This is a genomic window from Sphingomonas sp. BLHR8 (genome assembly GCF_056821725.1).
Genome location: NZ_JBPDIM010000001.1, coordinates 1,552,752 through 1,566,156, shown reverse-complemented (window position 1 = coordinate 1,566,156; position 13,405 = coordinate 1,552,752). Strand labels below are relative to the sequence as shown.

Sequence of the window (13,405 nt, the reverse complement as noted above, 5' to 3'; positions counted from 1 at the left end):
CGCTGTGCGCTACCGATCGCGCCGCGCCAGCAGCTTCAGCCGCAGCGCATTGAGGCGGATGAACCCCGCGGCATCCTTTTGATCATAAGCGCCGGCGTCGTCCTCGAACGTAACATGGCGTTCGGAATAGAGGCTGTTGGGGCTCCGCCGCCCGACCACCATCGCATTGCCCTTGTAGAGCTTGAGGCGGACGGTGCCCGACACCTTTTCCTGGCTGTGGTCGATCGCCGCCTGCAGCATCTCCCGCTCCGGCGCGAACCAGAAGCCGTTGTAGATGAGCTCGGCATAGCGCGGCATCAGCTCGTCCTTGAGGTGCGCAGCGCCGCGGTCGAGCGTCAGCGCCTCGATTCCGCGATGCGCGCGGGCGTAGATCTCACCGCCGGGCGTCTCATACATGCCGCGCGATTTCATGCCGACGAAGCGGTTTTCGACGAGGTCGAGGCGGCCGATGCCATGCTTGCGGCCAAGGTCGTTGAGCGCCGCGAGCAGCGTCGCGGGGCTCATCGCCTCGCTGTTCAGCGCGACGCCGTCGCCGCGCTCGAAATCGATGGTGATATATTCGGGCGTGTCGGGCGCCTGCTCTGGGTCGACCGTGCGCGAGAAGACGTAAGGCGGCACCTCCTCCCACGGATCCTCGAGCACCTTCCCCTCGCTCGAGGTGTGGAGGAGGTTGGCGTCGATCGAAAAGGGGCTCTCCCCGCGCTTGTCCTTGGGCACCGGGATCTGGTGTGCCTCGGCGAACGCGATCAGCGACGAGCGCGAGGTGAGGTCCCATTCGCGCCACGGGGCGATGACGCGAATGTCGGGGTCGAGCGCGTAGGCGCTGAGCTCGAAGCGGACCTGGTCGTTGCCCTTGCCGGTCGCGCCATGCGCCACGGCATCGGCGCCGACCTCGTGCGCGATCTCGACCAGCCGCTTGGCGATGAGCGGGCGCGCGATCGACGTGCCGAGGAGATAGTCGCCTTCGTAGCGGGCGTTGGCGCGCATCATCGGAAAGACGAAATCGCGCACGAACTCCTCGCGCAGATCGTCGATGTAGATGTGCTCGGGCTTGATACCGAGCAGTTCCGCCTTGGCCCGCGCGGGCTCGAGTTCCTCGCCCTGGCCGAGATCGGCGGTGAACGTCACCACCTCGCAGCCATATTCGCTCTGCAGCCATTTCAGGATGACACTGGTGTCGAGCCCGCCCGAATAAGCGAGCACCACGCGCTTGATATCGTTCATGCCCGCGGCGCTATCAGCGGGGGACGGGGGGTGCAAGAAACCGCCGCGTTCAACTCCCGTCCTCCCCGCCCCGTCACCCTGAACTTGTTTCAGGGTCCAATCGGCTGGCGCGGCGATGGATGCTGAAACAAGTTCAGCATGACGGAGCTCGTGTGTTTGAGCACGGGGTCGCGTGGTCTCACCCCCCTTGCCAAGCGTCACGGCCCCTCGCAAAGTTCCGCGCCGAATACGGGACGTTTGAGAGGGACTCGACCATGAAGCTCACCCGCCTGCTTGGCCTCACCACCGCCATCGCCGGGGTCGCGATGATCGGCCACGCTGCGAGCGCCGAGGAGGGGATGTGGACCTTCGACAACTTCCCCGCAGCGAAGATGCGCAGCGAATATGGCTGGGCGCCCGACCAGCCGTGGCTCGATCATGTGCGGCAGAGCGCGGTGCGGCTGACTGGTGGCTGCTCGGCGAGCTTCGTCAGCCCCGAGGGGTTGATCCTCACCAATCATCACTGCGTCATCGACTGCTTGCAGAACCTGTCGACCGCGCAGAACGACCTTGTCGCGGGTGGGTTTAACCCGGCCACGCGGGGTGAAGAGCGCCGTTGCCCGGGGCAGCAGGCGGAGGTCGTGACCTCGCTCACCGACGTCACCGCGCGCGTGCGCGGCGCGATTGCCTCGCTCACCGGCGAAGCGCTGGTGCGCCGCCGCGATGCGGAGATTGCCGCGATCGAGAGCGGGGAAGGCTGCACCGACCGCGCCAAGAACCGTTGCCAGGTGGTGACTTTGTTCGGCGGCGGGCAGTACAAGCTCTATCGCTACCGCAAATACAGCGACGTCCGCATTGCCTGGGCGCCCGAATTTCAGGCGGCGTTTTTCGGCGGCGATCCCGACAATTTCAGCTTCCCCCGGTACGCACTCGATGCCTCCTTCCTGCGGGCGTACGAGGACGGTCGCCCGGTCGCGGTGTCGAGCTACCTCAAGTGGAACCCGCGCGCGCCGCAGCTGGGTGAGGTGACCTTCGTCGCCGGCAACCCCGGCACCACCCGCCGCGCGATCACGGAAGCGGAGCGCGCCTATCAGCGCGAGCTGCGCCTGCCGGTCACGCTGATCCTCGCCTCCGAACTGCGCGGGCGGATTATAGGTGCGGCCGAAGGCAACGCCGACCGCACGCGCGAGGCGGCGGACACGCTGTTCGGCATCGAAAACAGCTTCAAGGCGCAGTCGGGCCAGCTGCGCGCGCTCAACGATCCCGAATTCCGTGGCAACCTGACCGCGAGCGAAGCTGATCTGCGCCGTCGTGCGGCCGGGCGCGCGGGCCTCGACGATGCATATCGCTCGATCGACCAGGCGGTCGCCGCCAATCGCGAGCTGTATTACGAAGCGCGTTTCCTCTCGGGTCCGCAGGCCAACACGCTCTACAGCTATGCGCAGACGCTGGTGCGCGCGGCAGAAGAACGCGGCAAGCCCAACGCCGAACGCCTTCCCGAATATGGCGACAGCCGCCTGCCACTGCTCGAAGAGCAGGTGCTTGGGCCGGTGCCGGTCTATCCGTGGCTCGAGAAGCTTACGATGGCCTTCTGGCTGTCCAAGACGCGCGAGTATCTGACCGCGGACCATCCCGATGTGCGCGCGCTGCTGGGTCGCGAATCGCCCGAAGCGCTGGCCGAGCGGCTGGTGTCGGGCACCCGCCTCGCCGATCCTGCCGAACGTCGGCGCCTGTGGGAAGGCGGCGCGGCGGCCATCGCCGCGTCGAACGACCCGCTGATTATGTTTGTGCGCGAGCATGACGCCCGCTCGCGAGAGGTGCGCCGGGCGCTCGAAGCGCGCGTCACCGGCCCGATCACCGCGGCGCAGTCGAGCCTCGCCGATGCGCGCTTTGCCGCTTACGGCGATACGCTCTATCCGGACGCGACCTTCACGCTGCGGTTGAGCTACGGCAAGGTGCAGGGCTGGACCGAGAACGGGCGGGAAATCCCCTATGCGACGCGCATGGGCGGCACGTTCGACCGCGCCACGGGGCAGCAGCCGTTCCTCCTCGCCCGTGGTTACGAAGCCGCACGCAACCGGATCGACCCCAATGTCGCCTATGATTTCGTCACCACCAACGACATTATCGGCGGCAATTCGGGCTCGCCGGTGATCGCCCGCGACGGCAGCGTCATCGGCGCGGCGTTCGACGGCAACCTCGGCAGCCTCGGCGGCGATTATGGCTATGACGGCCGCGTCAACCGCACCGTCGTCGTCTCGACCCAGGCGATCCACGAGGCGCTGACGAAAATCTACCCGGCGCCGGCGCTGGTGCGCGAATTGGGCTCGGCGCCCGCCGCGCGGAGCGCTCGCCGCACGCGCTAGGGCGTCATCGCCTCAAGCGCCGCCCGATAATCCCGCTCACGCGCCGCCATATAGTCGCGCGTGAGCGGGAGGGTGTCGACGCGGCGCGCCAGCTGCAGCTGGAAATTCATCATGCCGCCATGCTCGAATGCGGCGGTCGCTCCGGCGAGGTAGAAGGTCCACAGCCGGAAGAATCGGGCGTCATAGACCGCCTCAAGCTCATCCTGCGCCGCAAAACAGGCGTCGTACCACGCGCGCAGCGTGCGGGCGTAGTGCAGCCGCAGGATTTCGATGTCGGTGGCGACCAGCCGCGCTGCTTCGACCGAGGGCAGCACTTCTGAGATGGCCGGGATATAGCCGCCGGGGAAGATATATTTGCGCGTGAAGGCGTCGGTGAGGCCCGGCCCGTCGCTGCGGCCGATGCTGTGCACCAGCGCGACGCCATCGTCGGTGAGCAGTTCGGCGATGCGGCGGAAGAACAGCGGATAATGCGGCGTGCCGACATGCTCGAACATGCCGACCGACACGATGCGGTCGAACGGCCCGGCGATGTCGCGATAGTCGGTCAGCTCGAAGCGGACCTTGTCGGCGACACCGGCGCGCTCCGCCCAGGCGCGGGCGAAGTCGCGCTGCGGCGCGGAGAGGGTGATGCCGGTCACCGCCGCGCCGCTCAGCCGGTGCAGCGCGATGGCGAGGCCACCCCAGCCACAGCCGATGTCGAGCACGCGCTGCCCGGGCGCGAGGTCGAGCTTGGCGGCGATGTGCGCGATCTTCGCCCGCTGCGCCGCGGCGAGGTCGGGCGTGTCGTCCCTCCAGTAGGCGCAGCTATACTGCCGCCACGGGTCGAGGAAGCGATCGTAGAGCCGGTCGTCGAGGTCGTAATGGTGCGCGACATTGGCGCGCGCGGCGCTGCGATGATTGGCGTGCTGGCGCATCCGCATCCAGCGCCGCCGCGCGCGGGTCGACAGGCGTTCAAGTTCGACCGGCGCGCGGTTGCCCCCGCCGCCGCCCTGCGCCAGCGTGGCGAGTTGCATCACGTCGCCACGCTCGAACTGGAGCCGCCCGTCGAGAAATGCCTCCGCCGCGCCCAGTCGCGGGTCGCGGATGATGTCGCGGGCCACCCGCGCATCGGCGAAGCGCAGCGCGACGTCCGGCCATGCGGGGTCGCCATCGCCGAAACGCTGCGTCGCGTCATCGGCTTCGGCGATCTCGAGCCGGCCGTGCTGCACCAGCCGCGACAGCGCGGCGGTCAGCGTCCTGCTGGCAAGCCCAGCCATCAGCTTTCGGCGGCGTACCGTTCGCGGAAATCGCGGCGGATGCTCACCCGGTCAAGCTTGCCCGTACCGAGCACGGGCAGCGCATCGTCGATGATCCAGATTTTCGCGGGCACCTTGAACGCCGCCAGCCGCCCTTCGAGGAACACGCGCAGCGCGTCCTCGCTCTGCTCCTCGCCGGGTTTGAAGCGGACGGCGGCGCCGACGATTTCGCCGAAGCGTTCGTCGGGCAGGCCGAACACCGAACATTCGGCGACCGCCTCATCCTCGTAGATCGCGGCTTCCACCTCCGGGCAACTGATGTTCTCGCCGCCGCGGATGATGATGTCCTTCTTGCGATCGACGATGAACAGATAGCCGTCTTCGTCGAGATAGCCGAGGTCGCCCGTGCGAAAGCGCGCGTCGTGCGTGAAGGCGGCGAGGGTTGCCGCTTCGTTGTTCCAGTAGCGATCGAAGTTGACGATCGAGCGGATCGTCACTTCGCCCACCTTGCCCTGGGGCAGGACGTTGCCGGCGTCGTCGACGATGGCGAGGTCGACCAGCGGACGCGACGCGGGGCCGGTGCTGTCGGGCTTGGCGCGGTAATTGTCGTTGAGATTGCCGCAGCCGACGCCGTTCGTCTCGGTGAGGCCGTACCCCAGCAGCGGTTGGCCGCCGCCCATCCCTTCCGCGAGCCGCTCGACATGATCGCGCGGTCGCGGCGCGCCGCCAGCGGCGAAGCTCTTGCACGACGACAGGTCATATTTGTCGCGGTTCGGGTGGATGAGCATCTCGTAGCTCATCAACGGGACGCCCACGAAATAGGTGACCTTCTCCCGCTCGATCAGCCGCATCGCCTCCTCCGCGTCCCATTTGGGCATCATCACCAGCTTGCGACCGATGGCGAAGCTCTGGAGGAACACGGGCACCTCGCCGGTGACGTGGAACAGCGGCACGTTGAGGAGCGTCGAGGCCTGGCCTTCCGGCGGGGTGCCGACGACGTTGAGTACATGCACGATCGCGGCGGTCTGAATGACGTAATTGAGCGTCGCCTGCACGACTGCGCGATGCGTCGACACCGCCCCCTTCGACTGGCCGGTCGAGCCCGAGGTGAAGAGGATCGTGGCAAGGTCGTCGGACGTGATTACCGGCAGCGCACTGCCCGCGCCGCCGCGGTCGGTGACGGGCGCCATCGCCTGAGCGATCGGCTGGCGGACGTCGACCTCGACCACCTCGACGCCGTCGAGCCCGGCATCGGCGATCCGCTGCGCACGCTGCGGGTCGGCGATGATCAGCCGGCAGTCGACATCGCCCACCGCGTCGGCGAATTCGCCCGCCTGCCACCAGCCGTTCAGCAGTGTCGCCACGCCGCCGGCCATCAGCACGCCCATGTAGCTGACGATCCACGCCGGCGCGTTGCGCATGGCGATGCCGATGCGGTCGCCCTTTTGCACGCCCCAGCCGCCGACCAGCGCTTCGGCGACCGACTTGGCCGCGCCGTAGGTGTCGGCGAAGGACAGGCGTTCGTCGCCGTCGACGATGAAGGTCGCGTCGCCATGCTGGTGGCAGAAATAGGCGAAGTAGAGCGGGAGGCTCGGCGGTGCGTTGGCGATGACGGGCATCGTCACGCCGCGGCTCTCCATCTCGGTCAGCTGGAACATGCGGCCGTCACCGACGATCGCATCAAGGCCTTCGTCGATGAGCTGATCGAGCTGGCTCGGCATCCGCGAATCTCTCCCTTTGTGTCCGTTGCGCTCGAAGCTATGGGGCTAAACGTCCAAGGGGAAGAGAAACCGCCGATGATCGAAGCCATCTGGACGCTTGCCAGCGCCCTTCCGTCGTCTGCTGCGGGCGGATTTACCCGATGGGAGAGTCTGGGGTTGACCCCCGGCCTCGATCTCGGCGTGTTCACGCTGCGGTGGTACAGCCTCGCCTACCTCGTCGGCATTTTCGGCGGCTATCTGATCCTCAAGCGGATGTTGCGCGAACCCGGCGCGCCGATGAGCATCCCGCACCTCGATGACCTGCTGCTGTGGGGAATGCTCGGCGTCATCCTCGGCGGGCGGCTGGGCTATGTCCTCTTTTACCAGCCCGACTATTATCTCGCCAACCCCGGCCACGCATTGCGGCTGTGGGATGGCGGCATGAGCTTTCATGGCGGCTTTCTGGGTGTACTGTTTGCGACCTGGTGGGCGTCGCGCCGGCATCACCTCAGCTTCCTCCGTGTGACCGACTGGGTGGCCGTGATCGTGCCGCTGGGGATGCTGCTCGGGCGGCTCGCGAACTTCGTCAATGGCGAGCTGTGGGGCCGGGTGACCGATGTGCCGTGGGCGATGATCTTTCCCGGCGACCCGACCGGCCTCCCGCGCCATCCGAGTCAGCTTTACCAGGCGGGGCTCGAGGGACTGGCGCTGCTAATCGTCATGACGCTGCTCTTCTGGCGAACCAAGGCGCGCTACTATCCCGGCCTGCTGTGCGGTGTGTTCGCGCTGTGGATGGGCCTGTCGCGGTTTATCGTCGAATTCTTCCGTGAGCCTGACGCGCAGCTCGCTGGCCTCGTCGCGCGCACCGGGCTGTCGATGGGGCAGTGGCTGACGATCCCGCTGATCCTGGTGGGCATCTATCTGGTTGCGACTGCACGCGGGCGGCGGCAGCGGGTAGAGCCGTTCGCCGGCGGACCGAGCGTTGCCTGAGGCAGGGCAGCTGATCGACAGGCTGAGGCGGCTGCTCGCGCACGGGGGCGCAATCCCGCTCAGCCTCTACATGAGCTACGCCAACGCGCATTATTACGCGACGCGCGACCCGCTCGGTGCAGACGGCGACTTTACCACCGCGCCCGAAATCAGCCAGATGTTCGGGGAGATGATCGGGCTGTGGTGCGCCGACCTGTGGCAGCGCGCGGGCCGGCCGGACTGTGTGTGGGTCGAACTGGGGCCAGGACGGGGCACGCTCGCCGCAGACGCGCGGCGCGTGATGGGGCGGTTCGGCTTCACGCCCGACCTGCACCTCGTCGAAACGAGCCCGACGTTGCGCGACCGGCAATCGGCCGCGGTGCCTGGCGCGGTCCATCATGACGACATCGCCGGCCTGCCGTGCGACCGCCCGCTGATCGTCATCGCCAACGAATTTTTCGACGCTCTGCCGATCCGTCAGCTTCACCGCACGCCGGCGGGATGGCGCGAGCGCGTCGTGCAGTGGGACCGCGACGCGCTGCGTCCCGCGCTCGGCAATGTGCCGATGGACGCGGCGGTCCCGCCCGCCTTCGCCGACGCGCCGATCTGGAGCATTCTCGAAACCTCGCCCGCCAGCGTTGCCATCGCGCGCGGCATCGCGCAGCGCATCGTGGACCAGGGCGGGGCGCTGCTGACGATCGACTACGGCCACGATCAAAGCGCGCCGGGGGAGACGCTGCAGGCGGTTCGCGGTCACGCCTACGCCGACCCATTCGCGCATCCGGGCGAGCAGGACCTCACCGCGCATGTCGACTTCGACGCGCTCGCGCAGGTGTGGCAGGCCGAGGGGGCAATGGTTCACGGTCCGGTGCGACAAGGCGCGTTTCTGCAAGCCCTCGGCATCGATGCACGCGCACAGAGCTTGGCCGACGCCAGACCGGACGTGGCGCAGGACATCCAGACCGCCCGCGTGCGCCTCACCGGCCCCTCGCGCGAAGGGGGGATGGGAGAGCTGTTTCGCGTGGTTGCCGCGATCGCGCCGACATGGCCCGCGCCGGAGGGATTTGCATGATCGTCGATGGGGTCACGCTTCGGCCGGCGGTTGCGGCGGACGCGCCGGTCGTCGAACGGGTCGCGCGCGATAGTTTCGTCGCGACCTTCGGCACCGAACGCTATTCCGAAGCCGACCTGCGCGAATTTTTCGACGCTTCGATGAGTGCGGCGCGTTACGCGGCGGCGGCGGACGATGCGGAGCTCTGGCTGGAAGTCGCCGAGGAAAATGGCGCCATCGCCGGCTTCGCACTGGCCGCCCCATCGACGCAGGGGGTTGCCGGTGCCGCCCGACCGTGGGAGCTGAAACAGCTCTACCTCGCGCCCTCGTTGCAGGGGCGCGGGGTCGCCGACGCGATGCTCGGTCATGCCGTCGAGGACGCGCGCCGCCGCGGGTGCGACGCAGTGGAGCTGTCGGTGTTCAGCGAGAATCACCGCGCCCAGCGCTTCTACGCCCGTCACGGCTTCGCGGAGGTCGCGAAGATCATCTTCATGGTGGGCGCGACCGAAGATGACGACCGCCTCTGGCGGCGCACGCTGTGAGCCGCACAGCGGGGCCCTGGCGCGCACACCTGCTCGACGGGGTGCCGCACGGGTTCTTCGGCGCTGCGCAGGGCAGCGCGACGAGCGATGGCGACGCGACGCGGGAGGGCGCTCAGCGCTGCGCCGCCCTCATCGCACCGGCCGCCCGCGTGGCGTGGGTACGACAGGTTCACGGACGGGATGTGGTGAAGGTCCGATCGGACTGGGACGCCGACGCGACGCCGCCGGAGGCGGATGCGATGGTCAGCGCGACGCCCGGAATCGCACTCGCCATTCGCACTGCGGACTGCACACCGGTGCTGCTTGCCGACGGAGAGGCCGGAGTCATCGGCGCGGCGCATGCGGGCTGGCGCGGTGCGATCGCCGGCGTGACCGACGCGACAGTCGAGGCGATGTGCGACCTCGGGGCGGCGCGCGAGCGGATCGTCGCGGCGATCGGCCCGACCATCGCCCGCGCCTCCTACGAGGTCGACGCGCCGCTGTTTGAGGCGTTCGTTCGCGAACATCCGCCGAGCGAGGCATTCTTCACCGACGCGGCAGTGACGGGGCGCTGGTATTTCGACCTCCCCGCTTGGGTAGCGATGCGGCTGTCGCTCGCCGGCGTGCGGCGGGTGGAGGATCTGGGGCGCGATACCTTCACCGATCCGGCCTTGCACAGCTATCGGCGAGATGGCGCGCGCGCGGGGCGCAACTGGAGCGTGGTCGCGATCTGACCGGCGGGGTGGCGGGGTGCCTCTCGCCAAACTTGACCCGCCGCGCGCTGCCCCGCAGGGCATCGGCATGACCGATACTCCGACCCGCAAGCCCAAACCCTCCACCCAGACCATCGGCAACCGTCGCCTGTCGCCCGCGACGCTGATGATGGGTCACGGCTATGACCCCATGCTGAGCGAAGGCGCGCTGAAGCCGCCGATCTTCCTCACCTCGACCTTCGCCTTTCCCAACGCGCAGGCGGGGAAGCGCTTTTTCGAGGGCATCACCGGCAAGCGCGCTAACGAGGGCGACGACGGGCTCGTCTATTCGCGCTTTAACGGGCCGAACCAGCAGATCCTCGAAGAACGACTCGCAGTGTGGGACGAGGCGGAGGAGGCGCTGGTCTTCTCGAGCGGCATGTCCGCGATCGGCACGATGATGCTGGCACACGTCGGGCAAAATGACGTGATCGTCCATTCGGGTCCGCTCTATGCGGCGACCGAAACCTTCATCGCCAAGGTGATGAGCCGCTGGGGCGTCAGCTTCCTCGACTATCCCGCCGAAGCGACGCGCGAAGAGCTCGACGCGGTGCTGACGCAGGCGAAGGCGCAGGCGGCAGAGCGCGGCGGGCGCGTGGCGATGGTCTATCTCGAAAGCCCGGCCAACCCGACCAACGCGCTGTGCGATGTGGAGGCGACTCGCGCCGCGGTCGACGCCGCCTTCGATGCGGACAGCCGCCCGCCGATCGCCATCGACAACACGCTGCTCGGCCCGCTGTGGGCGCGGCCGATCCGCCAGGGCGCGGACATGGTCGTGTACAGCCTCACCAAATATGCGGGCGGCCACTCCGACCTCGTCGCGGGCGGGGTGCTGGGGGCGAAGCGCTGGCTCGCGCCGGTGCGCGCGCTCCGCAACACACTCGGCACGATCGTCGATCCCAATACCGCGTGGATGCTGATGCGCAGCCTCGAAACGCTCGAACTGCGCATGAGCCGCGCGGGCGACAACGCCGCGGCGGTGTGCGCGATGCTGGCGGAACATCCGAAGGTCGAAGGGCTGGGCTACCTCGGCCTCCTCCCCGAAGGGCGCCAGCGCGACGTGTTCGAACGGCACTGCACGGGCGCGGGCAGCACCTTTTCGCTGTTCGTGAAGGGCGGCGAGGCGGAGGCCTTCCGCTTCCTCGACGCGCTCAAGATCGCCAAGCTCGCGGTCAGCCTTGGCGGCACCGAGACGCTGGCGTCGGCGCCGGCGGCGATGACGCACCTGTCGGTCGCCGACGACCGCAAGGCGCGGCTCGGCATTACCCCCAACCTCGTCCGCCTGTCGATCGGGATCGAGGATCCGGAGGATCTGATCGCCGACTTCCGCCAGGCGCTCGACGCGGTCTGATCTACTCGACCGGGGGGAAGCCCGCGGCGCGCAGGAGTTCGCGCGCTTCGGGCGAATACCAGTCGAGCGGTCCAACGACGCGGGCGGTTTCCTTGCCGCTCGCGTCGTAGAGGATGGTCGTCGGCAGCTCGCCGCCCTCTTCGAGCCCGACGCGATTTTCGGGGTCGGACCAGCTCTCGATCGTCTCCCACCCGCGCTGCGTGAGGAACCCGCGCGTGGTCGCGTGCGTCGCATTGACGTCCTGCGCCAGCGCGACGACGTGCGCGCGGCCCTCGACCTCGGTCGCGAGGCGGTTGAGCGTGGGCAGCTCGGCGAGACACGGCGCGCACCACGTCGCCCACAGATTGACGAGCACCGGTTTGCCGCGCAGCGCCGCAAGCGTCGTGGGCTTGCCATCCGCGCCGATCACCTGCGCGGACGGGAGGGGGCGACCCGCGCGGTCGGTCAGCGTGCGATGTTCCCCAAGGCCGCCCGCTTTCGGCGCAGAGGCCTTGGTCGCGGCTTGCTCCGCGCCCCCCGCCTTCCTATCGCAGCCCCCCAGCGCCGTCGTGGATATGAGGGCGGCAGCGACCAGCGCGAGGCGGGGCATGGACGAGGACAAGGGCAAAACTCCCGGCAAAAGCGCGATGTGGGGCGGCCGCTTCGCCGAAGGCCCGGCGGCGATCATGCGAGAGATTAACGCCTCGATCCCCTTCGACAAGGCGCTGTGGCGGCAGGACATCGCCGGCAGCCGCGCGCATGCCGCGATGCTCGGCGCGCAAGGGATCATCAGCGCGGAGGATGCGACCTCGATCGATGCCGGTCTGGCGGAGATCGCCGCAGAGTTCGCGCGCGACGGCGTGCCGGTCGACCTCGCGCTAGAAGACATCCACATGACCATCGAGGCGCGACTGGCGGAGAAGATCGGCCCCGTCGCCGGGCGCCTCCACACCGCGCGCAGCCGCAACGACCAGGTCGCCACCGCCTTTCGCCTGTGGGTGCGCGATGCGATCGATGAGGTCGACGCAACGCTGGTCGCGCTGCTGCGCGTGCTGCTGACTCGCGCCGAAGAGCACGCCGACAGCATCGTGCCGGGCTTTACCCACCTGCAGGTCGCGCAGCCAGTGACCATCGGGCACCATCTGATGGCCTATGTCGCGATGTTCGGACGCGACCGGGGGCGCTTTGCCGATGCGCGGCGACGGCTCAATGTGTCGCCGCTGGGGTCGGCGGCGCTGGCGGGGACGGGGTTCGACCTCGACCGCGCAGCGACCGCGCGGGCGCTCGGCTTCGACCAGCCGAGCGAGAACAGCCTCGACGCCGTCTCCGACCGCGACTTCGCCATCGAATATCTCACCGCCGCTACCCAATGCGCGCTGCACCTGTCGCGCATGGCGGAGGAATATGTGATCTGGGCGAGCCAGATGTTCGGCTTCGTGAAACTGCCCGACAGCTTCTCCACCGGAAGCTCGATCATGCCGCAGAAGCGCAACCCCGACGCGGCGGAGCTGGTGCGCGGCCACGCCGGGCGCATCGTCGGCTGCATGACCAGCCTGATGGTGACCATGAAAGGCCTGCCGCTCGCTTATTCCAAGGATATGCAGGACGATAAGGAGCCGGTGTTCGAGGCGCACCGGCTGCTGACGCTGTCGCTGGCCGCAATGACGGGCATGACCGCCAGCGTGACCTTCGACACCCAGCGTACGCGCGCAGCCGCGGGGCAGGGTTTCTCGACTGCGACGGACCTCGCCGATGCGCTCGTGCGCGACGCGGGCGTGCCGTTTCGCGAGGCGCATCACATTGTCGGCGCCTGCGTGGCAGCGGCGGAGCGGGCGGGGGTCGATCTCGCCGCGCTCGATCCGGCGGTCGCGGCCGCGATCGACGCGCGGCTGACGCCCGAGCTGCTCGCGCGGCTGACGGTGGAGGGATCGGTCGCCAGCCGCACCAGCCTTGGCGGGACCGCCCCGGTGCGGGTAAGGGAGGCCATCGCCGCTGCCCGCGCCGCGCTCGAAGGAACTCTCGCGTGAACCTGCGCCCGATGATTTTCGTTGGTCTTGCCGCGCTGGCCGTGACCGCGTGCGGACGGCGGCAGGAGCTCGCCTTTCCGGCCAGCGGACCGCTCCCCGCGACGCCGGTCGGAGCGGTCGCCCCGCCGACGCCGCAGCAGCTCACCACCCCGAGCCCGCAGGCCCGCCCTGAGCGCAGCGACGAACCTGCGCGCACCGGCGACCCCCGCCCTGCCGACCCCTTCGACCTCCCGCCGGGCTGAGCTGCACGC

Annotated in this window: 12 protein-coding genes; 8 read left to right on the top strand and 4 right to left on the bottom strand. The window is 68.7% G+C overall.

The window, feature by feature from the left end; translation table 11 throughout:
• Positions 1-9 precede the first annotated feature (9 nt).
• Positions 10-1,224 (bottom strand): argininosuccinate synthase, encoded by a 1,215-nt coding sequence (locus tag ACRYJK_RS07795; RefSeq protein ID WP_482666961.1) that lies wholly within the window; start codon positions 1,222-1,224, stop codon positions 10-12.
• 254 nt (positions 1,225-1,478) lie between these two features.
• Here ACRYJK_RS07795 and ACRYJK_RS07790 point away from each other — a divergent pair, with 254 nt between their 5' ends.
• Positions 1,479-3,569, top strand: coding sequence for a S46 family peptidase (locus ACRYJK_RS07790; protein WP_482666960.1), 2,091 nt, complete (start codon positions 1,479-1,481; stop codon positions 3,567-3,569).
• Here the strand turns inward: ACRYJK_RS07790 and ACRYJK_RS07785 are convergent.
• Positions 3,566-4,825 (bottom strand): class I SAM-dependent methyltransferase, encoded by a 1,260-nt coding sequence (locus ACRYJK_RS07785; RefSeq protein WP_482666959.1) that lies wholly within the window; start codon positions 4,823-4,825, stop codon positions 3,566-3,568. The genes ACRYJK_RS07790 and ACRYJK_RS07785 overlap by 4 nt on opposite strands.
• Positions 4,825-6,525, bottom strand: a complete 1,701-nt coding sequence (locus ACRYJK_RS07780) for a class I adenylate-forming enzyme family protein (protein WP_482666958.1) — start codon at positions 6,523-6,525, stop codon at positions 4,825-4,827. The genes ACRYJK_RS07785 and ACRYJK_RS07780 overlap by 1 nt, the downstream gene beginning before the upstream one ends.
• A 75-nt stretch (positions 6,526-6,600) precedes the next feature.
• Between ACRYJK_RS07780 and lgt the strand changes: the two genes are divergently transcribed.
• The 5 genes from lgt to ACRYJK_RS07755 all read left to right on the top strand — a co-directional run bounded on the left by lgt (position 6,601) and on the right by ACRYJK_RS07755 (position 11,148).
• Complete coding sequence (gene lgt, locus ACRYJK_RS07775; RefSeq protein ID WP_482666957.1) at positions 6,601-7,494, top strand: prolipoprotein diacylglyceryl transferase; 894 nt, start codon at positions 6,601-6,603, stop codon at positions 7,492-7,494.
• Positions 7,487-8,545: a class I SAM-dependent methyltransferase gene (locus ACRYJK_RS07770; RefSeq protein WP_482666956.1), complete on the top strand. Its 1,059-nt coding sequence runs from the start codon at positions 7,487-7,489 to the stop codon at positions 8,543-8,545. Before lgt ends, ACRYJK_RS07770 begins: the two co-directional genes overlap by 8 nt.
• Complete coding sequence (locus ACRYJK_RS07765; RefSeq protein ID WP_482666955.1) at positions 8,542-9,066, top strand: GNAT family N-acetyltransferase; 525 nt, start codon at positions 8,542-8,544, stop codon at positions 9,064-9,066. The genes ACRYJK_RS07770 and ACRYJK_RS07765 overlap by 4 nt, the downstream gene beginning before the upstream one ends.
• Positions 9,063-9,779, top strand: coding sequence for a peptidoglycan editing factor PgeF (gene pgeF / locus ACRYJK_RS07760; protein WP_482666954.1), 717 nt, complete (start codon positions 9,063-9,065; stop codon positions 9,777-9,779). Before ACRYJK_RS07765 ends, pgeF begins: the two co-directional genes overlap by 4 nt.
• Before the next feature lie 67 nt (positions 9,780-9,846).
• A complete protein-coding gene (locus tag ACRYJK_RS07755; RefSeq protein ID WP_482666953.1) occupies positions 9,847-11,148 on the top strand; it encodes a cystathionine gamma-synthase family protein in 1,302 nt (433 codons plus the stop codon).
• Position 11,149: 1 nt separating this feature from the next.
• Here the strand turns inward: ACRYJK_RS07755 and ACRYJK_RS07750 are convergent, their stop codons facing one another.
• A complete protein-coding gene (locus ACRYJK_RS07750; RefSeq protein ID WP_482666952.1) occupies positions 11,150-11,749 on the bottom strand; it encodes a TlpA family protein disulfide reductase in 600 nt (199 codons plus the stop codon).
• 25 nt (positions 11,750-11,774) lie between these two features.
• On the opposite strand from ACRYJK_RS07750, the gene argH reads away from it, so the two are divergent.
• Positions 11,775-13,154, top strand: coding sequence for an argininosuccinate lyase (gene argH / locus ACRYJK_RS07745; protein WP_482667421.1), 1,380 nt, complete (start codon positions 11,775-11,777; stop codon positions 13,152-13,154).
• On the top strand, positions 13,151-13,396 hold the full coding sequence (locus ACRYJK_RS07740) for a hypothetical protein (protein WP_482666951.1): 246 nt from the start codon (positions 13,151-13,153) through the stop codon (positions 13,394-13,396). The genes argH and ACRYJK_RS07740 overlap by 4 nt, the downstream gene beginning before the upstream one ends.
• Positions 13,397-13,405 lie beyond the last annotated feature (9 nt).